19 protein-coding genes and 2 tRNA genes are annotated in these 19,873 nt (G+C 71.0%); 17 read left to right on the top strand and 4 right to left on the bottom strand.

What is annotated here, in order from left to right; translation table 11 throughout:
• Positions 1–8 precede the first annotated feature (8 nt).
• The 8 genes from GB932_RS17505 (at position 9) to GB932_RS17470 (ending at position 7,732) form a co-directional block, all read left to right on the top strand.
• On the top strand, positions 9–1,061 hold the full coding sequence (locus tag GB932_RS17505) for a 3-isopropylmalate dehydrogenase (protein ID WP_156761982.1): 1,053 nt from the start codon (positions 9–11) through the stop codon (positions 1,059–1,061).
• A gap of 47 nt (positions 1,062–1,108) precedes the next feature.
• Complete coding sequence (locus GB932_RS17500) at positions 1,109–2,209, top strand: branched-chain amino acid aminotransferase (protein WP_156761981.1); 1,101 nt, start codon at positions 1,109–1,111, stop codon at positions 2,207–2,209.
• A gap of 66 nt (positions 2,210–2,275) precedes the next feature.
• A complete protein-coding gene (locus GB932_RS17495; RefSeq protein ID WP_156761980.1) occupies positions 2,276–3,043 on the top strand; it encodes a fumarylacetoacetate hydrolase family protein in 768 nt (255 codons plus the stop codon).
• Position 3,044: 1 nt separating this feature from the next.
• Complete coding sequence (locus GB932_RS17490; RefSeq protein WP_156761979.1) at positions 3,045–4,298, top strand: MFS transporter; 1,254 nt, start codon at positions 3,045–3,047, stop codon at positions 4,296–4,298.
• Between the two features lie 31 nt (positions 4,299–4,329).
• On the top strand, positions 4,330–5,835 hold the full coding sequence (gene gltX / locus GB932_RS17485; protein WP_156761978.1) for a glutamate--tRNA ligase: 1,506 nt from the start codon (positions 4,330–4,332) through the stop codon (positions 5,833–5,835).
• 92 nt (positions 5,836–5,927) lie between these two features.
• Positions 5,928–5,999 (top strand) — tRNA-Gln (locus tag GB932_RS17480).
• Between the two features lie 85 nt (positions 6,000–6,084).
• The gene (locus tag GB932_RS17475; protein ID WP_156761977.1) at positions 6,085–6,705 is read left to right on the top strand and encodes a trimeric intracellular cation channel family protein; all 621 of its coding nucleotides are present in this window, start codon (positions 6,085–6,087) and stop codon (positions 6,703–6,705) included.
• 94 nt (positions 6,706–6,799) lie between these two features.
• Positions 6,800–7,732, top strand: coding sequence for a diacylglycerol/lipid kinase family protein (locus GB932_RS17470; protein ID WP_156761976.1), 933 nt, complete (start codon positions 6,800–6,802; stop codon positions 7,730–7,732).
• Positions 7,733–7,736: 4 nt separating this feature from the next.
• Here GB932_RS17470 and GB932_RS17465 read toward each other — a convergent pair whose 3' ends face one another.
• Entirely contained in the window at positions 7,737–8,987 is a 1,251-nt protein-coding gene (locus tag GB932_RS17465; protein WP_156761975.1) for a CoA transferase, read from the bottom strand.
• Between the two features lie 86 nt (positions 8,988–9,073).
• Complete coding sequence (locus GB932_RS17460) at positions 9,074–9,715, bottom strand: MBL fold metallo-hydrolase (RefSeq protein WP_156761974.1); 642 nt, start codon at positions 9,713–9,715, stop codon at positions 9,074–9,076.
• Between the two features lie 176 nt (positions 9,716–9,891).
• Between GB932_RS17460 and GB932_RS17455 the strand changes: the two genes are divergently transcribed.
• From GB932_RS17455 to GB932_RS17420, 8 genes are all read left to right on the top strand, one after another.
• Positions 9,892–9,964: transfer RNA gene (locus GB932_RS17455), tRNA-Glu, on the top strand.
• A gap of 211 nt (positions 9,965–10,175) precedes the next feature.
• Positions 10,176–11,183, top strand: coding sequence for a TerC family protein (locus GB932_RS17450; protein WP_156761973.1), 1,008 nt, complete (start codon positions 10,176–10,178; stop codon positions 11,181–11,183).
• A 198-nt stretch (positions 11,184–11,381) separates the two neighbouring features.
• Positions 11,382–12,848 (top strand): 3-isopropylmalate dehydratase large subunit, encoded by a 1,467-nt coding sequence (gene leuC / locus GB932_RS17445; RefSeq protein ID WP_156761972.1) that lies wholly within the window; start codon positions 11,382–11,384, stop codon positions 12,846–12,848.
• A 2-nt stretch (positions 12,849–12,850) separates the two neighbouring features.
• Positions 12,851–13,447 (top strand): 3-isopropylmalate dehydratase small subunit, encoded by a 597-nt coding sequence (leuD, locus tag GB932_RS17440; protein ID WP_156761971.1) that lies wholly within the window; start codon positions 12,851–12,853, stop codon positions 13,445–13,447.
• A 64-nt stretch (positions 13,448–13,511) separates the two neighbouring features.
• On the top strand, positions 13,512–14,873 hold the full coding sequence (murA, locus tag GB932_RS17435; RefSeq protein WP_156761970.1) for a UDP-N-acetylglucosamine 1-carboxyvinyltransferase: 1,362 nt from the start codon (positions 13,512–13,514) through the stop codon (positions 14,871–14,873).
• Between the two features lie 2 nt (positions 14,874–14,875).
• Positions 14,876–15,625, top strand: a complete 750-nt coding sequence (locus GB932_RS17430) for a lysophospholipid acyltransferase family protein (RefSeq protein ID WP_231916286.1) — start codon at positions 14,876–14,878, stop codon at positions 15,623–15,625.
• Positions 15,622–16,728 (top strand): NAD(P)H-dependent glycerol-3-phosphate dehydrogenase, encoded by a 1,107-nt coding sequence (locus GB932_RS17425; protein ID WP_231916285.1) that lies wholly within the window; start codon positions 15,622–15,624, stop codon positions 16,726–16,728. Before GB932_RS17430 ends, GB932_RS17425 begins: the two co-directional genes overlap by 4 nt.
• Positions 16,634–17,722, top strand: a complete 1,089-nt coding sequence (locus GB932_RS17420) for a D-alanine--D-alanine ligase family protein (protein ID WP_156761969.1) — start codon at positions 16,634–16,636, stop codon at positions 17,720–17,722. Before GB932_RS17425 ends, GB932_RS17420 begins: the two co-directional genes overlap by 95 nt.
• Here GB932_RS17420 and GB932_RS17415 read toward each other — a convergent pair whose 3' ends face one another.
• On the bottom strand, positions 17,723–18,214 hold the full coding sequence (locus GB932_RS17415) for a DUF3515 family protein (protein ID WP_156761968.1): 492 nt from the start codon (positions 18,212–18,214) through the stop codon (positions 17,723–17,725). It lies immediately after the preceding gene.
• A 59-nt stretch (positions 18,215–18,273) separates the two neighbouring features.
• Between GB932_RS17415 and thiL the strand changes: the two genes are divergently transcribed.
• Positions 18,274–19,260: a thiamine-phosphate kinase gene (gene thiL / locus GB932_RS17410; protein WP_156761967.1), complete on the top strand. Its 987-nt coding sequence runs from the start codon at positions 18,274–18,276 to the stop codon at positions 19,258–19,260.
• Positions 19,261–19,267: 7 nt separating this feature from the next.
• Here thiL and rsmD read toward each other — a convergent pair whose 3' ends face one another.
• A complete protein-coding gene (gene rsmD, locus GB932_RS17405) occupies positions 19,268–19,828 on the bottom strand; it encodes a 16S rRNA (guanine(966)-N(2))-methyltransferase RsmD (protein ID WP_156761966.1) in 561 nt (186 codons plus the stop codon).
• Between the last annotated feature and the right edge of the window lie 45 nt (positions 19,829–19,873).

The following is a 19,873-nucleotide window of genomic DNA, read 5'->3' as shown; positions in this document are numbered from 1 at the left end:
GGAGTCCTATGTCGCGCGTCGTGAAACTGGCCGTCATCCCCGGCGACGGCATCGGCCCCGAGGTCGTCGCGGAGGCCGAGAAGGCGCTCGACGCCGTCACGGCCGGCAGCGACGTCTCGTTCGAGACGACGCGCTTCTCGCTCGGCGCCGACCGCTTCCTCGCGACCGGCGACGTCCTCACCGATGAGGACCTCGCGGCGATCGCGAGCCACGACGCGATCCTGCTGGGCGCCATCGGCGGCGTTCCCAACGACCCGCGCCTCGCGGGCGCGAACATCGAGCGCGGGCTGCTCCTCGGGCTGCGCTTCGCCCTCGACCACTATGTGAACCTGCGCCCGTCGCGGCTCTTCCCGCAGGTGCCGGGCCCGCTGAAGGATCCGGGCGACGTCGACTTCGTCGTCGTGCGCGAGGGCACCGAGGGCGCATACGTCGGCAACGGCGGCGTCCTGCGCCCCGGCACGCCGCACGAGATCGCGAACGAGCTGGGCGTCAACACGGCGCACGGCGTCCGGCGTGTCGTCGAGTACGCGTTCGACCTCGCCGAGAAGCGCCGCGGCGCCCTCACGCTCGTGCACAAGACCAACGTCATGGTCAACGCCGGGAAGCTCTGGAGCCGGCTCGTCGCCGAGGTCGGCGAGGGCCACCCCGGCGTCGCCGTAGACTACATGCACGTCGACGCCGCGACCATCCACATGGTCGCCGACCCCAGCCGCTTCGACGTCATCGTCACCGACAACCTCTTCGGCGACATCCTCACCGACCTCGCCGGGGCGATCACCGGCGGCATCGGTCTCTCCGCCTCCGGAAATCTCAACCCGTCAGGCGAGTTCCCGTCGATGTTCGAGCCCGTGCACGGTTCGGCGCCCGACATCGCGGGCCTCCAGAAGGCCGATCCGACCGCGGCGATCGGATCCGTCGCCCTGATGCTCGACCACCTCGGGCATCCGGACGAGGCCGCGCGCGTCACCCGCGCGATCGAGGAGGACATCGCCGAGCGCACCTCACAGGCGCGCACGCCGGCTCAGATCGGCGACGCCATCGCGGCGCGCCTCCACAACTGACACGGATCTCGCGCAGCCATCAGCGCAGACAGGAAGAGCACACGATCATGACCGACCCCTCATCCGGCGCCGAGCCCGGGCGTCTCGCGTTCCAGGTCACGAAGAACCTCGCGGCCGCCTCGCCCGCCGAGCGCGCGAAGAAGCTCGAGGATCCCGGCTTCGGCACCGTCTTCACCGACCACATGGTCGACATCTGCTGGTCCGAGAAAGGCGGGTGGCACCGTCCCCGCGTGCAGCCGTACGGGCCCATCTCGCTGGATCCCGCCGCCGCCGTCCTGCACTACGCGCAGGAGATCTTCGAGGGAATGAAGGCCTATCGCCACTCCGATGGCGGCATCTACACCTTCCGCCCCGAGCAGAACGCACGACGGTTCAACCGCAGCGCGCGCCGACTGTCGATGCCCGAGCTGCCGGAGGAGCACTTCCTGCAGGCCCTGCACGAGCTCATCGCCGTCGACGGCGCCTGGGTGCCCTCCGGCGCCGAGCAGACGCTGTACCTGCGCCCGTTCATGTTCGCGAAGGAGGCGTTCCTCGGCGTGCGCCCCGCGAAGAAGTACGCCTTCTACCTGATCGGCAGCCCGGCGGGATCGTACTTCTCGGGCGGCGTGAAGCCCGTGTCGATCTGGCTCAGCGAGAAGTACGCGCGCGCCGCCGAGGGCGGGACGGGGGCCGCGAAGACCGGCGGCAACTACGCGGCGAGCCTGCTTCCCCAGGCGGAGGCCGCGGAGCACGGCTGCGACCAGGTCGTCTTCCTCGACCAGCGCGGCAACGTCGAGGAACTGGGCGGCATGAACGTCGTCTTCGTGAAGAAGGACGGCACTCTCGTGACGCCCGCGTCCGAGACGATCCTCGACGGCGTCACCCGCAATTCGATCCTCGAGCTCGCCGCCGACCGCGGCCACGCCATCGAGCGCCGCCCGATCTCGCTGCAGGAGTGGCGCGACGGCGTCGCAGCGGGAGACATCGTCGAGGCCTTCGCATGCGGGACGGCCGCCGTGGTCACGCCGATCGGTGCCCTCAGAGGCGACGGCTTCGTCGACGAGCAGCCGACCGGATCCCTCGGGACGTCGCTGCGCGAGGAGCTCACAGACATCCAGTACGGCCGACGCGAGGACACGCGCGGCTGGCTGCGCCGCCTCGACGCCTGAGCGCGCCGGCGTCTGGCCGCCGCGCCTTCCGTCGCGGCGGCCGGGCGCTGTCGTTAGGCTGGGTGGGTGAAGATCGCCAGGTTCAGCCACAACGACGCCATCAGGTACGGGATCGTCGACGGCGCCGAGCTCGTCGTCCTCCAGGGCGATCCGGTGTTCGCCGGATACGACACGACGGGGGAGCGCGTCTCGATCGGCGACGTCGCGCTGCTCGCGCCCGTGATCCCGCGCTCGAAGGTCGTGTGCGTGGGGCGCAACTACCGCGATCACGCGGCCGAGCTGGGCAACGATGTGCCCGCTGAGCCGCTGCTGTTCCTCAAGCCGAACACGTCGGTCATCGGGCCGGGCGACGCGATCGTGCGGCCGCCGCAGTCGAACGACACGCAGTGGGAGGGCGAGCTGGCGGTCGTGATCGGCAAGATCGCGAAGAACGTGTCCGCCGCCGACGCGATGGACGTCGTCTTCGGCTATACGGTCGCGAACGACGTGACGGCCCGCGACCTGCAGGCGAGCGACGGCCAGTGGGCGCGCGCGAAGGGCATGGACACGTTCTGTCCCGTCGGCCCCGCCATCGAGACCGAGTTCGACCTCGCGAACGGCGAGGTCATCACGCGGCTCAACGAGCAGGAGAAGCAGCGCGGCGCGTTCCGCGACATGATCTTCGACGTGCCGACGATCATCGAATACGTCTCGGCGGCGTTCACGCTCCTGCCGGGCGACCTGATCCTCACGGGCACGCCCGCCGGGGTCGGCCCGTTCCAGGCGGGCGATGCCGTCGAAGTCGAGATCCCGGGCATCGGGATCCTGCGCAATCCCGTGCGCGACGCGGCCTGACATGACGACGGGGCGCGCGCCGCAGGGATCCGCCTCGGCCGCCGGCGTGCGCGACATCGGCGCGATCCAGCGCCGCACTGTCGTGGTGCTCGCGATCGGCCAGATCCTCGGTGGCATCGCGGCGGGAGCCACGCTGTCGGTCGGCGCGCTGCTCGCCGCGCAGGTATCGGGCCTCGATGCGCTCTCCGGGCTCGCGGCGGCGGCCTTGACACTCGGCGCGGCCCTCCTCGCGGTGCCGCTGGCCGCTCTCGCGCACCGCTCGGGGCGGCGCATCTCGCTCACGGCCGGCATGCTCGTCGCGCTCGTCGGGATCGTTCTCATCGTGATCGCCACCGGGATCGGCTCGTTCGCGGCCCTCCTCGCGGGCTTCGCGCTCGTCGGCGCGGGCATGGCAGCGAATCTGCAGTCGCGGTTCGCGGCGACGGACCTCGCATCCGATGCGACGCGGGGCCGCGACCTCTCGCTCGTGGTGTGGGCGACGACGATCGGATCCGTGCTGGGCCCGAACCTCACGGGGCCGGGCGAGGCGATCGGGCGGGCGCTCGGCATGCCGCTCCTCACGGGTCCCTACGTGTTCGCCCTCGCCGCCCAGGTCCTCGCCGTCGTCCTCTACGCGATCTTCCTCCGACCGGATCCGCTGCGCGTCGCCGCCGAGGTCGCGATCGAGATCGCGGCGCGCGCGGAGGGCGATCGACCGGTCGAGCGCGCCGACCGGCCCGTCGCCGCACGGTACGCGATCCTCGCCGTCGCGGGCGCGCACGGCACGATGGTCGCCGTCATGGCCATGACGCCCGTGCACCTCGCGCACCACGGGGCCGCCGTGAGCGTCATCGGATTCACGATCAGCCTGCACATCGCGGGCATGTACGGGCTCTCGCCCGTGTTCGGGATCCTCTCCGACCGCCTCGGCCGCGTGCGCACGATCCTCCTCGGGCAGGCGCTGCTCGCCGCGGCGCTTGCCGTCGCCGCGCTCGGACAGCACTCGGCCGCCGCGGTGACGGTCGCTCTCGTGCTCCTGGGCCTGGGGTGGAGCGCGTCGACCGTCGCCGGGGCGTCGCTGCTGACCGAGGCGACGGCGCCCGCGCTGCGGACGCGGCGCCAGGGGCGCAGCGACCTGACCATGAACCTCACGGGCGCGATCTGCGCCATCGCGGCGGGCGGTGTGCTCGCCTGGATCGAGTACGGCGGCCTCGCCCTCGTCGCCCTCGTCGTCGTCGGCGCGGTCGTCGCGCTCTCCCCGCTCGGTCGCAGGTGAGGCGGCGCCCGGCTGACTAAGCTGGGACGCGATGTCATCTGCACCCGATTCCCTCACCACACAGGCCACGGGCGGCGACGTGCGCGTGCGCTTCTGCCCGTCTCCGACCGGCCTGCCCCACGTGGGCCTCGTCCGCACGGCGCTGTTCAACTGGGCGTTCGCGCGCCACCACGGCGGCACGCTCGTCTTCCGCATCGAGGACACCGACGCGAACCGCGACAGCCAGGAGAGCTACGAGCAGCTGATCGACGCCCTCACGTGGCTCGGCATCGACTGGGACGAGGGCGTCGAGGTCGGCGGCCCGCACGCGCCGTACCGCCAGTCCGAGCGGCACGACCTGCACCGCGGGGTGCTCGACCAGCTCGTCGAGAAGGGCCTCGTCTACGAGAGCTTCTCGACCGCCGAGGAGATCGACGCGCGCAACGAGGCGAACGGCCGCGCGAAGCAGCAGGGCTACGACAACTTCGATCGCGACCTCACCGACGACCAGCGCGCCGCGTACCGCGCGGAGGGGCGCCAGCCCGCCCTGCGGCTCAAGGTCCCCGATGAGGACATCACCTACGTCGACCTGATCCGCGGCGAGGTGACGTTCCCCGCCGGATCCTTCTCGGACTTCGTCATCGTGCGCCCGAACGGGATCCCGCTCTACACGTTCGTGAACCCCGTCGACGACGCCCTCATGGGCATCACGCACGTGCTGCGCGGCGAGGACCTCATGCCGTCGACGGCCCGGCAGATCGTGCTGTACCGCGCGCTCATCGACGCCGGTGTGACGAGCTTCATCCCGCGATTCGGGCACATGCCCCTCGTACTGGGCGACGGCACCAAGAAGCTGTCGAAGCGCGACCCGCGCGCCGACCTGTTCCTGCAGCGCGACAAGGGCTTCATCCGCGAGGGCCTGCTCAACTACCTCGCGCTGCTCGGCTGGTCGATCGCGCCCGACCGTGATGTGTTCTCGCTCGACGAGTTCGTGCGGGCGTTCGACATCGAGCAGGTGAACCCGAACCCGGCGCGCTTCGACCAGAAGAAGGCCGAGTCGATCAACGGCGACCACGTGCGCATGCTCGCCGCCGACGACTTCGCCGCGCGCCTCGTGCCGTACCTGCAGAGCGCGGGCGCGCTGGGGGAGGAGCCGACGGACGAGGAGCTCGCCCTCGTGGCGGCGGCCGCGCCTCTCGTGCAGGAGCGCATGCAGATGCTCGGCGAGGTCGGCGACATGCTCGGCTTCCTCTTCACGGACGAGCTCGCCTACGACGAGGACGCGGTCGCCAAGCTGAAGGATGCCCCGCGCATCCTCCACGCGAGCGTCGAGGCGCTCGAGGGGCTGGATGACTTCCGTGCGGAGCCCATCCAGGCGGCCCTCGCGGCCGCGCTCATCGACCGCCTCGAGCTCAAGCCGCGCGTCGCCTACGCCGCGCCGCGCGTCGCGATCTCGGGCCGCCGCGTCTCGCCGCCGCTGTTCGAATCGATGGAGCTGCTCGGCCGGGTGCGCACGCTCGAGCGCCTGCGCACCCTCGCGCAGCGCGTCGCGGACTGAGCGCGACACGCCCCGGCTGCACGGTCGAATTGGCACCCGATCCGAGGTTCGGGTAAGCTGGTCACTTGTGACGGCGAGAGCCGGAGCGCCCTTGGGGTATGGTGTAATTGGCAACACAGCGGTTTCTGGTACCGCCATTCTTGGTTCGAGTCCAGGTACCCCAGCAGAGAGAAACCCCCGCTCAGGCGGGGGTTTTCTCGTGCCTGCGGGCCGTATGATCGCGGGGATGCACGGAAGAGGAGTGCCCGTATGTCGCTGACGCTCGACCTCCTGGGCGTGTTCTTCTTCGCGCTGTCCGGCTCGCTCCTCGCGGCGCGTCGGGGCTTCGACATCATCGGATCGGTGCTGCTCGGGTGCCTCACGGGCCTCGGCGGCGGCGTCGTGCGCGATCTCGTCCTCGGCCTCACGCCGACGGCGTTCGACCGGCCCGTGTATCTCGTTCCGCCGCTCGTCGCCGCGGGGATCGTCTACGTCCTGCACGGTCACATGCGCCGGTTCACGCGGCCGCTGCTCGTGTGCGATGCCGCCGGGCTGGGCGTGTTCTGCACGACGGGGGCCGTGAAGGCGCTCGAGCACGGGATGAACCCTGTGGCGGCGATCCTCCTCGGGGTGACGACGGGCGTCGGCGGCGGACTGCTGCGCGACGTCGTCGCGAACCGGGACCCGCAACTGTTCGACCCGCGCGACATCTACGCGCTTCCGGCGATGCTCGGCGCCGCACTCGTCACCGCGATCTGGATCGCGGGCTGGTACGCCGAGTGGATCGCGTACGTCGTCGCCGCGCTCGTGTTCGCCCTGCGGATCCTCGCCCTGTGGTTCCGCTGGCGCGTGCCGCACGCCGTGCGGAGGCCTCTGCCCGACGCCGGGTGACGCGCGGCGGATTCGCAGGCCCTGTGGGCCGTCGCAGGCCTAATCCGATCTCAGCCGCGGCCGACCGGCGGCGCGCGAGAGAAGGAGAGCGATCATGGCGCAGGCGACCCACATCGGCATCGTGTTCAACCCCTCGAAGGGCTCGCGCGACGAGCTCGAGGCCGCCGTGTCGGCGGTCGCCGTCGAGACCGTCACCTGGCACGAGACCGAGGTCGACGATCCGGGCATCTCGGCGGCCCGCGCGGCGATCGATGCGGGAGCCGACCTGATCCTCGCCGCCGGCGGCGACGGCACAGTGCGCGCCGTCGCCGCCCACCTCGGCGAGAGCGGCGCGGACGTCGACCTCGGCATCGTCCCGCTCGGAACCGGGAACCTCCTCGCGCGGAACCTCGACGTGCCGCTCGGCGACGTCCGGGCGGCCGTCGAGCGCGCGCTGAACGGCGAGCCGCGCGCGATCGACCTCGGCTGGGCCGAGGTCGAGGGTGACGGCATCGACGAGCGCTACGCGTTCGCCGTCATGGCCGGCTTCGGCATCGACGCGCACATGATCACCGAGACCGACGACGATCTCAAGGACAAGGCCGGCTGGCTCGCCTACGTCGAGTCGCTCGGCCGGGCGGTCTCGGCGAGCGAGGTGATCCGCGTGACGCTCACGTTCGCCGACGGGGAGAGCGAGGAGGACGACGCGCACACGCTCATCGTCGGCAACTGCGGCACCCTCCAAGGCGGGTTCACGCTGCTGCCCGACGCGGATCCCTCCGACGGCGAACTCGACCTCTTCGTGCTCGATGCCGAGGGCGTCGGCGGGTGGGCTGACACGCTGAAGAACGTCGTCTGGGACAACGGGATCGCGCGCCTGTTCGGCTCCGATGACGCGCAGAGCAGCGACAGCGTGACGCACCGCCGCCTGACGAAGCTGGGCCTCGATCTCGCCGAGCCGCGCGTCTTCGAGGTCGACGGCGACGACATCGGCGAGATCACCCGCGCCTCGATCAGCGTGCAGCCTGCCGCGATCCGCGTGCGCTGAGGCGTCAGGACGCCCATTCGAGCGCGGCGCCGCCGTACTCGCCGACATCGCGTTCGATGGTGCGCCGGTCGACGAGGAGCGGCGGGGGCACGGCGAGCAGCTCGCCGTGCGGGGAGGAGACGTTCACGACGGGCACGCCGAGGGGGATCTCCTCGTCGTGCGCGATGCGGTCGCGCGCGAGCAGCGTGCGCGCGGCGCCCACGAGGCTCGCGCGGACGATCCCGCCGACGCCATCAGCGAGCAGGCCCATCACGCGTGCGGCCAGGTGCGCGCCTGTCGCGTAGTCGAGCGCCTGCACGGGCAGCGCGCCGGGAGCGCCGTCCTCGCGAGCGCAGACCTCCGCGATGCCGGTCGCCGCCTGCACGATCGAGTCGAAGCCGCCGCGCTCGCCCCACGGACCGCTCTCTCCCCACGCCGACAGCGATCCGACCACGAGCGACGGCGTCTCGGAGACGAGCTCCTCGGGCGACAGGCCGTAGCGGTCGAGGGATCCGGGCCGGTAGCCGAGCAGCACGACGTCGGCAGAGCGCGCGAGGCCGCGCACCTCGTCGCCGCGCTCGGCGAGATCCGCGACCGCCGAGCGCTTGCCCATGCCGGTCACGAGGTGCTGGTCGATCAGCTCGGGGATCCGCGGGGGATCGACGCGGAGCACGTCCGCACCGAGGCAGGCGAGCATCTGCGAGCAGCTCGGGCCCGCGAGGACCCTCGTCAGGTCGAGCACGCGGATCCCGTCGAGGGGACGCCCACGGGACGGCGAGACGGGGCGGGATCCCGCCCGCTGCACGTGGATCCACGGATCCTCGGCGGTCGCCAGGCCGTGGGGATGCTCGCGCCACTCGCGCTCGGTGCGCACGCGCGTCGCGATCCCTCCCGCCTCGATGATCGCCGCCTCGAGATCGTCGGCCCGCCACGACGACGCGGCGTCGTCGAGCGTGGGGCGGTCGGACGCCCCCGTCGCGGCGCGGATCGCCTCCGCATGGTGCGGGTAGTTGGCGTGCACGCGCAGGAATCCATCTCGGGTGCGCAGGAACCCCGACATCGGCGCCCACGGATCCACGCTGCGGCCGTCGACGCGCAGATGGGAGAAGGCGCCGAACGCGGCCCTCACCAGCTCGGCCGTGGTCTCGACCACGACGGGCTTCCCACGCTCCGCGGCGAGCCGCGCGGCCTCGTCGGCGGCGACCTCCACCGAGGGCACGACGAGGGACTCGACGTCGAGGGGACATCGCCACCACCTGCGCACCGTCACGCTCATGGCGCCAGGCTACGCGCGGGCGCCGCGCCTCGGGAGCGGCGCGCGGTCGCACCGCGCCTCGAAGACGACCAGTCCGCCCCCGCGGATCACGGCGCGATGTCGATCGACTCGCCGGGGGCGAGCTCGTGGAAGGTGCCTCCGCCCTGCTCGGTCGCCCACGCGAGGCGCTGCCGGTGCATGCCGAGGCCGACGTCGGACAGCGGCACGTCGTGGGTGCCGAACGCCGCGCGCGGCGCGACCGCGAGGACGAAGTCCATCGCCTCGCCGATCTTCAGCCAGGGGGCGCCGATCGGCGCCGCAAGGAGCGCGACATCGACACCCTCCGGGACGGCGTACGAGTCGCCGGGGTAGTAGACCGCGTCGTCGACGAGCACGCCGACGTTGTCGACGAGGGGGAGCGACGAGTGGATCTCGTTGTGGGTGCCGCCGAAGAACCGCAGCGCGAAGGATCCCACCGTGACGGCGTCGCCGGGGGAGACGATCGTCGCCTCGACGGGGGCGGCCGCGGCCGTCGCCGCGGTCGTGAGGATCGGCGCATCGGGGAACGCCTCCGCGAGGCGCCGCAGATGGTCGGGGGTCCAGTGGTCGGGATGCTCGTGGGTGACGACGACGCCGACGACGTTCTCGAGGGCACCGAGCTCGGCGGTGAAGGCCCCCGGGTCGACGACGAGGGTCTCGCCGTCGCGTTCGATCGTGAGGAAGGCGTGTTCGTGCTTCGTGACGCGCATGATCCGAGGATGCCACCAGGTGGGGGTTCCGTTCGAGGGGCGCGACGAATAAGCTCGCGATCAGGAAGACACGCCCGGGCGGCGCGAGCGGGGTCGCCCGATTTTGTCCTGCGCGCAGGATCGTTGTACAGTTATCTGGTTGCCGCGAGAGCGGGGACACACAACAGAAGACATGCGGCCCCATCGTATAGCGGCCTAGTACGCTGGCCTCTCACGCCGGTAACGCGGGTTCGAATCCCGCTGGGGTCACCGCAGAAAGCCCGGACTTCGGTCCGGGCTTTCGTCGTTCTCGCAGGTGGGGCGCTCGCCCGAGACGGTAGGCTGGCGCGAGCGAGAGGGAGTATCCCGTCCTCGCGCGATCCGTCAGTACGTCCCCCGTCGGTGGGGGTCCGGGCGCGCGCCGCATATCGCATGCGGGGGAGAGACTTTCGACAGTCTCTGCACCCCGAAAGGATCCCGCATGGGAATTCCCGTCTGGTTCGAGGTCGGCTCGCTCGTCGTGCTGGTGCTCATCCTCCTGGCCGATCTGCTCCTCATCCTGAAGCGCCCGCACATCCCGTCCACGCGCGAGTCGGCCCTCTGGGTCGGCTTCTACGTCACGTTGGCGCTGATCTTCGCCGTCGTGCTCTGGCTGATCGGCGACGCGGATCACGCGGTCGAGTTCGTCAGCGGATGGCTCACGGAGTACAGCCTGTCGATCGACAACCTGTTCGTCTTCGTGCTGATCATGACGCAGTTCTCGGTGCCGCGGAAGTACCAGCAGGAGGTGCTGATGGTGGGCATCATCATCGCCCTCGTCCTGCGCGCGGCCTTCATCCTCGTGGGCGCCGCCCTCATCGAGAACTTCAGCTGGATCTTCTACATCTTCGGCGCCTTCCTCGTCTACACGGCCGTGCGGCAGGTGTTCGAGAACGAGCACCAGGAGGACGCGAACAAGGAGACGTTCCTCGTCCGGATCCTGCGGCGCTTCATCCCGATCCACGACCAGTACGACGGCGCGAAGCTCCGCACGGTCGTGAACGGCAAGAAGATGCTCACGCCGATGATCATCGTCTTCCTCTCGATCGGCGTGACCGACCTCATCTTCGCGATCGACTCGATCCCCGCGATCTTCGGGATCACGCAGGTCCCGTTCCTCGTGTTCGCGGCGAACCTGTTCGCCCTCATGGGCCTGCGTCAGCTGTACTTCCTGCTCGGCGACCTCCTCGACAGACTGCAGTACCTCAAGTACGGCGTCGCGTTCATCCTCGCGTTCATCGGCGCGAAGCTGTTCTTCCACGCGCTGCACGTCAACGAGCTGCCGTTCATCAACGGCGGGCATCACGTCGACTGGGCGCCCGAGATCAGCAACTGGGTCTCGCTCGGCGTCATCGTCGCCGCGATCCTCATCTCGACCGTCGCGAGCCTCATCGTGAACGCGCGCGCGCCGAAGGACGAGTCGGATCCGGCATCGATCTCGGAGAGATGATCCGCGTCATCCGCGCACGATGAGCAGAGTGCTCACCCCGTTCCGCCGCGTGCGGGGCGGGGGTGAGCACTCTGATATCGTCGAGGGGTGCGGTGCAACAGGCTCCTCCTTAGCTGCCGCGACGGGATCTCGCTCTAGGCCCCCCGTCGCGGAGTCTGTCGACGGCCGACATCCCGACGTCAAGGAGCTACACAGAGCATGAACGCCGAATCCGGCATCCCCGAACACCCCCGGACCCTGGCCGAGAAGCTGTGGGACGACCACATCGTCGTCCGCGGTGAGGACGGCCAGCCCGACCTGATCTACATCGACCTGCACCTCGTCCACGAGGTGACGAGCCCGCAGGCGTTCGACGGCCTGCGCGCCGAGGGCCGCGATCCCCGCCGCCTCGATCTCACGATCGGCACGGAGGACCACAACACCCCGACGCTCGACATCGACAAGCCGATCGCCGACATCACGAGCCGCACGCAGGTCGACACGCTGCGACGCAACGCCGAGGAGTTCGGCCTGCGCCTGCACTCGCTGGGCGACGCTGAGCAGGGGATCGTGCACGTCGTCGGGCCGCAGCTCGGCCTCTCGATGCCCGGCCTCACGGTCGTGTGCGGCGACAGCCACACCTCGACGCACGGCGCGTTCGGTGCGCTCGCCTTCGGCATCGGCACGAGCGAGGTCGAGCACGTGCTCGCGACGCAGACGCTGCCGCTCAAGCCGTTCAGGACGATGGCGATCACCGTCGAAGGCGAGCTGAAGCCGGGCGTGACGGCGAAGGACATCATCCTCGCCGTCATCGCGAAGATCGGCACGGGCGGCGGGCAGGGGTACGTCCTCGAGTTCCGCGGCAGCGCGATCCGCGCCCTCTCCATGGAGGGGCGCATGACGATCTGCAACATGTCGATCGAGGCCGGCGCGCGCGCCGGCATGGTCGCGCCCGATGAGACGACCTTCGAGTACGTGAAGGGCCGCCCCCACGCCCCGAGAGGGCAGGACTGGGACGACGCCGTCGCCTACTGGAAGACGCTCCCGACCGACGAGGGCGCGGCGTTCGACGCCGAGGTCTTCATCGACGCGAACGAGCTCGAGCCGTTCGTCACCTGGGGGACGAACCCCGGCCAGGGTGTGTCGCTCAGCGACGTCGTCCCGTCACCCGAGAGCTTCTCCGACCCCAGCGCGCGGCAGTCGGCCGAGCGCGCGTGCGAGTACATGGACCTCGTGCCGGGCACGCGCATGAAGGACATCGCCGTCGACGCGGTGTTCATGGGCTCGTGCACGAACAGCCGCATCGAGGATCTGCGCGCCTTCGCGTCCGTCATCCAGGGGCGCAGGAAGGCCGACGGCGTGCGCGTCATGGTCGTCCCCGGATCCGCGCGCGTGCGCCTGCAGGCCGAGGCCGAGGGCATCGACAGGATCGTCACCGACTTCGGCGCCGAGTGGCGTTTCGCGGGCTGCTCCATGTGCCTCGGCATGAACCCCGACCAGCTCGCCCCGGGCGAGCGCTGCGCGTCGACGAGCAACCGCAACTTCGAGGGGCGCCAGGGCAAGGGCGGCCGCACCCACCTGGTCTCGCCGCTCGTCGCGGCGGCGACGGCCGTGCGCGGCACGCTGTCGAGCCCGAGCGACCTCGAACCGGTCGATGACCGCGAGCTGACGGAAGCAGGGGCCTGATCATGGAGAAGTTCACGACCCACACGGGAGTCGCGGCGCCGCTCAAGCGCTCGAACGTCGACACCGACCAGATCATCCCCGCCGTCTTCCTGAAGCGCGTCACCAAGACGGGCTTCGAAGACGCCCTGTTCTCCGCCTGGCGCCAGCAGGACGACTTCGTGCTCAACCAGGAGCCGTTCCGGAACGCGTCGGTGCTCGTCGCCGGCCCCGACTTCGGCACGGGATCGAGCCGCGAGCATGCCGTGTGGGCGCTGCGCGACTACGGCTTCCGGGTCGTGCTGTCCACCCGATTCGCCGACATCTTCCGCGGCAATTCGGGCAAACAGGGTCTCGTCACGGGCATCATCTCCGACGAGGCGCTCGAGCGGATCTGGGCCGAGATCGACGCGGACCCCGGCATCTCGATGACGGTCGACCTCGAGGCGCGAACCGCCACCATCGGCGACTTCACGGCTCCGTTCGAGATCGACGATTACACTAGGTGGCGGCTCCTCGAAGGGCTCGACGACATCGGGCTCACGTTACGTCATCAGGACGAGATCGCGCAGTTCGAGGCCCGCCGCGAGGCGTGGCGGCCACGGACCCTTCCGGTTCCGTGAGCTGAGGAGCCGCCCCGACACGCGGGGCGGCCGGTTCGCCGGAAGTGAGTGAGGATCCACACCCATGACGCTCGTAGGCAGTGACGAGGCGCGCACCGCGCCGACGCTCGGTGACGTCCTCGAGATCCGCGGCGGCCATCCGCTCCGCGGGCAGGTCGACGTGAAGGGCGCGAAGAACCTCGCGACGAAGGCGATGGTGGCCTCTCTGCTCGGCGAGACGCCGTCGACGCTGCGCGATGTGCCCGAGATCCGCGATGTCGAGGTCGTCCGCTCCCTCCTCGAGGTGCACGGCGTCTCGGTGTCGGAGGGCGACGAGCCGGGCTCGCTCGTGCTCGACCCCGCGCTGGCGAAGTCGGCCGGCTTCGAGGAGATCGACGCGCACGCCGGCTCGAGCCGCATCCCGATCCTCTTCTGCGGGCCCCTGCTCCACCTGCTGGGTCAGGCCTTCATCCCCGACCTCGGCGGATGCCGGATCGGCGACCGCCCGATCGACTTCCACCTCGATGCGCTGCGGAACTTCGGCGCGATCGTCGACAAGCAGCCGAACGGGATCCGCCTGTCGGCGCCCGAGGGCCTCCACGGCGCGAACATCGAGCTGCCGTACCCGAGCGTCGGTGCGACGGAGCAGGTGCTGCTCACGGCCGTCAGGGCCAAGGGCGTCACCGAGCTGCGCAACGCGGCCATCGAGCCCGAGATCATGGACCTGATCGGCGTCCTCCAGAAGATGGGCGCCATCATCTCCTATGAGCCGAACCGCGTCATCTTCATCGAAGGCGTCGACGAGCTGCACGGCTACGACCACCGCAGCCTGTTCGACCGCAACGAGGCCGCCTCGTGGGCGTGCGCTGCGCTCGCGACCGACGGCGAGATCTTCGTCAAGGGCGCGCGCCAGTACGAGATGCTCACATTCCTCAACGTCTTCCGCAAGGTCGGCGGATCCTTCGACATCACCGACGAGGGCATCTGGTTCCGCCGTGCGACGACGCCGCTCAAGCCCGTCATGGTCGAGACCGACGTGCACCCCGGCTTCATGACCGACTGGCAGCAGCCGCTCATCGTCGCCCTGACGCAGGCCGGCGGCGTGTCGATCGTGCACGAGACGGTGTACGAGAACCGGCTCGGCTTCACGGCGGCACTGAACCAGATGGGCGCCGACATCGTCGTGCACCCGAAGGGCCTCGAGGGCGTCTACCGTCGCGTCGAGCGCCGCGAGCTCGAGCAGGCCGCCGTCATCACGGGGCCGACCCCGCTGACGGGCGCCGACATCGTCGTCCCGGACCTGCGAGGCGGCTACGCGTACGTCATCGCCGCGCTGGCGGCCGAGGGAACCTCGCGCGTGTCGAACGTCGGCATCATCCGCCGCGGCTACGAGAAGTTCTTCGACAAGCTCACGGCTCTCGGCGCCGACTTCGACGTCGTGGGCTGAGCGTGGCGAACGCCTCGCGGGAGAAGACCCGCCCCAGTCTGTTCTGGCTGCTCGCGGCCATCGTGCTGCCCGTGATGGGGTGGTTCGCGAAGATCGAGCTGCGCGGCGCCGAGAACCTGCCGCGCGAAGGCGCGTTCGTGATGGCGCCCAACCACCACAGCGAGATCGATCCGCTCACGGTGGCGATCGCCACGTGGAAGCTCGGCCGCGCGCCGCGCTTCATGGCGAAGGAGAGCCTCTTCCGCATCCCCGTCGTGGGGGCGGCGCTGCGCGCGACCGGCATGATCCCGGTGTCGCGCAGCGGCCGCGGGAAGAACGGCGCCTCCCAGTCGATCGCGCAGGCGACGGAGCTCGTCGAGAACGCGCGCGGCGTCATCGTGTACCCCGAGGGCACGCTCACCCGCGATCCCGAGCTGTGGCCGATGCGGGGCAAGTCGGGGGCCGTGCGTCTCGCGCTGGCCGGCGACATCCCGCTGATCCCCGTGGCGCACTGGGGCGAGCAGCAGTTCATGCCGCGCTACGGCCGTCTGCGCTTCTTCCCCCCGCGTCGTCGTGTGGTGTTCGCGGTGGGCGCGCCCGTCGACCTGTCGGATCTCGTGGGCCGCGAGCACGAGAAGGGCGTCATCACGGAGGCGACGTCGCGGGTGATGCAGGAGATCACGCGGCTGCTCGAGCAGCTGCGCGGTGAGACCGCGCCCACGGAGCGCTGGGATCCCGCGAAGAACGGCCAGGCCGAGACGGGGCGCATGTGAGCGCCCGGGTCACCGTGCTCGGCGCGGGCAGCTGGGGCACGACGTTCGGCAAGATCCTCGCCGATGGCGGCGCCCAGGTCACGATGTGGGCGCGGCGCCCCGAGCTCGCGCACGAGATCGACGAGGCGAAGCGCAATTCGCGCTACCTGCCGGGGATCAACCTGCCGCGCTCGATGCATGCGACGCACGAGATCGCGCGCGCTCTCGAGGGCGCCGACCAGGTGTACGTGTCGGTGCCGAGCAAGACGGCGCGTGAGACGCTGAAGCCGCTGCGTTCGGCGCTGGCGTCGTCGGACGCGCCGATCGTGAGCCTCATGAAGGGCGTGGAGAAGCGCACGGGGCTGCGGATGAGTGAGGTGATCGCGGAGGCGCTCGCGTGCGACCGCGACCGCATCGCGGTCGTGAGCGGCCCGAACCTCGCGCGCGAGATCGCGCAGGAGCAGCCGACGGCGGCCGTCGTGTCCTCGCACAGCGCCGCGACGGCCGCGCGGGTCGCGATGACGGCGTCCGCTCCGTACTTCCGCACCTTCGTGAACACCGACGTCGCGGGCACCGAGTTCGGCGGCGTGCTGAAGAACCTCATCGCCGTCGCGACGGGCATCGTCGACGGCGTCGGCTACGGCGAGAACACCAAGGCGTCGATCATCACCCGAGGGCTCGTCGAGATGACCGACTTCGCGGTGGCCTACGGCGCCCAGCCCGACACGATGCAGGGCCTCGCGGGCCTCGGCGACCTCATCGCGACGTGCCAGTCGCCGCTGAGCAGGAACAACACGGCCGGGCGGCTGCTCGGGCAGGGGTACACCCTCGACGACGTCGTCGAGCACATGGAGCAGACGGCCGAGGGCCTCAGCTCCGTCGAGCCGATCCTCCAGCTCGCGCACGCGAAGGGCGTCGACATGCCGATCGTGCAGCAGGTGAAGATGGTGCTGGATGGCACGATGGAGCCTCGCGACATCGCGCCCCATCTCACGACCGACGACGACACTCCGCAGGAGGAGACCCAGTATGGCAGCAGCGACCGTGGCGGTGCTCTTCGGCGGGCGCTCGAGCGAGCACGAGATCTCCTCGGCGACGGCGGGGGGCGTTCTCGGCGCAATTGATCGCGATCGCTACCGCGTGATCCCGATCGGCATCACCCGCGAGGGCGTCTTCGTCCTCGAGGAGGACGATCCGGAGCGGTTCCGGCTCGACGCCGAGAAGCTGCCCGAGGTCGTCGACAACGGCACGCGGATCCTCTGGCCGATGCCCGGCGGTCCGCGCGAACTGCGCGTGACGCGCGCCGACGGATCCGTCTCGTCGCTCGGCGAGATCGACGCGGTCCTGCCGATCCTGCACGGGCTGCACGGCGAGGACGGCACGATGCAGGGCTTCCTCGACATCCTCGAGATCCCGTATGCCGGCGGCGGCGTCCTCGACTCGGCGCTGTGCATGGACAAGCACTTCATGAAGGTGGCGCTCGAGGCGGACGGCATCGCGGTCGCGCCGTGGGTCACCGTGCGCGCCCGCCGCTGGGAGACCGACGCCGACGCGGTGCGCGCCGACGTCGCGAGCCTCGGATACCCCGTCTTCGTCAAGCCGGCGCGGGCGGGATCCAGCGTGGGGGTGTCGAAGGCGCACGACGCGTCCGAGATCGACGAGGCGATGCGCATCGCCTTCGCGGAGGACGACAAGGTGCTCGTCGAGCAGGCGATGACGGGCCGCGAGATCGAGGTCGCCGTGCTCGAGGGGCGCGGATCCGAGGCCGCACGCGCGTCGCTTCCCGGCGAGATCGTGCTGACGACGCGCGAGTTCTACGACTTCGAGGGCAAGTACCTGGGCGGCGACGGCGCCGAGGTCGTATGCCCGGCCGAGCTGTCCGATGACGAGTCGGAGCGGATCCGGCGGGTCGCGACGCACGCCTTCGAGGCCGTCGACGGGCGCGGCCTCGCCAGGGTCGACGTGTTCCTCACGGACGCGGGCGAGATCGTCGTCAACGAGCTCAACACGATGCCGGGCTTCACGCCGATCTCGATGTACCCGAAGTGCTGGGTCGCGACCGGGCTGAGCTACTCCGACCTCATCACCGAGCTCGTCGAGCTCGGCCGCGCAGGCTGATCAGTCGGTGTGCGGCGCTTCGGTGGCGTCGGGGTCGGCCTCATCGGGAGCCGTGCATTCGCCGACCTTCGGGAGCATGTTCGCCGCATTGCTCAGAGCGCTCAGCACGTCGTTGCTGACGGCCCGCGTGGAATCGACGTAGACCTGGGCCGCGGGCGCGCGGCCGTAGGTCGTCATTCGGAGGTTCGGCGATTCGCTGTCGTCGACGATCCAATCGACGCCGCCGACGGTCACACACTGCAAGGTCGTCGGGGCGGGCGATTCGAGACCGCAGCGGAACAGCACGGCGCTCGGGTCGCCCCACGCGGCGGTGGCCTGCGCGTCGGTCCACACGCGGCTGAGCTCGCCGATCGAGTCGGGGACGCGCACGCTCACGTCGGCGCAGATCGGGTCGTCCGCGGAGGGGGCGGGCTCGAGATGCACCGTGGGGGTGCATCCCGCGGCGACGGTCGCGAGGGCGAGCACGCAGACGGCGACGAGGCGGCGGATCACCCGCCCAGCCTATTCCGGTCCGCCTGAGCGAAGATCGCGAGGGCGCCTACGCTGGAGGGATGCACGATGAACCCACGGTCGGCGACCTGTCCGAACGCGAGATCCTCCGCCGCATCGTCTCCCGCACGGGGCGGGCGCAGGCGGCGATGCTCGGCCCGGGCGACGACGCCGCCGTGATCCGCACGACCGGCTCGGTCGTCGCCACGACGGACACCCTCATCGAGGGGCCGGACTTCCGCCGCGCATGGTCGAGCGGGTACGACCTCGGCTGGAAGGCCGCTGCAGTGAACCTCGCCGACATCGCGGCGATGGGGGCGCGGCCGACCGCCCTGCTCGTGGCTCTCGCGATTCCGAACGACACACCGATCGGGTACGTCGAGCGCCTCGCCGACGGCCTGCGCGACGCGTGCGACGCGCTCGCTCCCGGATGCGCCGTCGTCGGGGGAGACCTGGCCCAGTCCGCGACGCTCACGGTCGCGGTGACGGCGCTCGGCGATACGGAGGGCAGGGACCCGGTGCGGCGCTCCGGTGCGCGCGAGGGCGACGTCGTCGCGATCGCGGGCGAGATGGGCGTCGCCGCGCGTGGGCTCGGGATGCTCTTCGGCCGGTTCCGCGGCGGCGCGGGCGAGGCGATTCCCGTGCGCCCCGCCGAGCTCGGCGAGAGCGACCGCGCGGCGATCGACATGCAGCTGCGCCCGCAGCCGCCCATCGGCCTCGGCCCCGTGGCGGCCGTGTCGGGGGCCTCGGCCATGATGGACATCTCGGACGGCCTCGCACTCGATGCGTCGCGCCTCGCGGACGCATCGGGGGTCGCCCTCGACCTGTCCAGCGCCGCGCTGGGCGCGGATCCGGAGCTCGCGCTGCGCGGCGGCGAGGACCACGCGCTCCTCGCGACCTTCGCGCCGGGGGCCCTGCCGCCCGGGTTCCGCGAGATCGGCGTGGTCAGGGCTCGCGGGGCGGATCCGCTGCTCGTCGACGGCTCGGCCCACGCGGGCGGGTCGGGGTGGGATCCGTACCGCGACTGGGACGGACACGGGGGCGCCTGACGCGGGATCAGACCGCGGGCTCGCCCCACCAGAGCGCGGTGTCGCCGAACGAGCGGTCACGGACGCCGCGGAGACCCGCCGGCGCCCAGTCGGGCGCGCCCGAGCGGGTCGCGCGCTCGACGATGACGAGCGCGTCGTCCGCGAGCAGGGGGCGCAGCTGGGCGAGATCCTCCGCGAGCGCCTCGGGCGAGATGTCGTAGGGCGGATCGAGGAAGGCGACGTCGTAGATGCGCGCGGCGCCCCGGAGGAAGGCGCGGACGGGCGCATGGTGCACGTCGGCGCGCGTGCCCGTCGCACGCGCGACGCGCTCGGCGTTGCGGCGGGCGATCTGCGCGGCCTTCTGGCCCTTCTCGACGAGGTCGCAGCGCGCGGCGCCGCGGCTGAGCGACTCGAGCCCGAGCGCACCGGACCCGGCGTACAGGTCGATGACCGTCGTGCCGTCGAGCAGCCCTGTCGTCTCGAGCGAGGCGAAGAGCGATTCGCGCACGCGGTCGCTCGTCGGGCGCGTGCCGGACGGGGGCACGTCGAGTCGGAGGCCGCCCGCGCGGCCCGAGATGATGCGCGTCACGCCTGTCAGCCTACGGCGCACTCCCGGCGCGGATGGTCTGCCGTG

This window comes from Microbacterium karelineae (assembly GCF_009745985.1).
Taxonomy (GTDB): domain Bacteria; phylum Actinomycetota; class Actinomycetes; order Actinomycetales; family Microbacteriaceae; genus Microbacterium; species Microbacterium karelineae.
This window is presented reverse-complemented; position numbering and strand designations above follow the sequence as displayed.

Coding starts and splice junctions, on each gene's coding strand:
- GB932_RS17505 (WP_156761982.1), top strand. CDS start 9: ATGTCGCGCGTCGTGAAACTGGCCGTCATCCCCGGCGACGGCATCGGC.
- GB932_RS17500 (WP_156761981.1), top strand. CDS start 1,109: ATGACCGACCCCTCATCCGGCGCCGAGCCCGGGCGTCTCGCGTTCCAG.
- GB932_RS17490 (WP_156761979.1), top strand. CDS start 3,045: ATGACGACGGGGCGCGCGCCGCAGGGATCCGCCTCGGCCGCCGGCGTG.
- gltX (WP_156761978.1), top strand. CDS start 4,330: ATGTCATCTGCACCCGATTCCCTCACCACACAGGCCACGGGCGGCGAC.
- GB932_RS17475 (WP_156761977.1), top strand. CDS start 6,085: ATGTCGCTGACGCTCGACCTCCTGGGCGTGTTCTTCTTCGCGCTGTCC.
- GB932_RS17470 (WP_156761976.1), top strand. CDS start 6,800: ATGGCGCAGGCGACCCACATCGGCATCGTGTTCAACCCCTCGAAGGGC.
- GB932_RS17465 (WP_156761975.1), bottom strand. CDS start 8,987: ATGAGCGTGACGGTGCGCAGGTGGTGGCGATGTCCCCTCGACGTCGAG.
- GB932_RS17460 (WP_156761974.1), bottom strand. CDS start 9,715: ATGCGCGTCACGAAGCACGAACACGCCTTCCTCACGATCGAACGCGAC.
- GB932_RS17450 (WP_156761973.1), top strand. CDS start 10,176: ATGGGAATTCCCGTCTGGTTCGAGGTCGGCTCGCTCGTCGTGCTGGTG.
- leuC (WP_156761972.1), top strand. CDS start 11,382: ATGAACGCCGAATCCGGCATCCCCGAACACCCCCGGACCCTGGCCGAG.
- leuD (WP_156761971.1), top strand. CDS start 12,851: ATGGAGAAGTTCACGACCCACACGGGAGTCGCGGCGCCGCTCAAGCGC.
- murA (WP_156761970.1), top strand. CDS start 13,512: ATGACGCTCGTAGGCAGTGACGAGGCGCGCACCGCGCCGACGCTCGGT.
- GB932_RS17420 (WP_156761969.1), top strand. CDS start 16,634: ATGGCAGCAGCGACCGTGGCGGTGCTCTTCGGCGGGCGCTCGAGCGAG.
- thiL (WP_156761967.1), top strand. CDS start 18,274: ATGCACGATGAACCCACGGTCGGCGACCTGTCCGAACGCGAGATCCTC.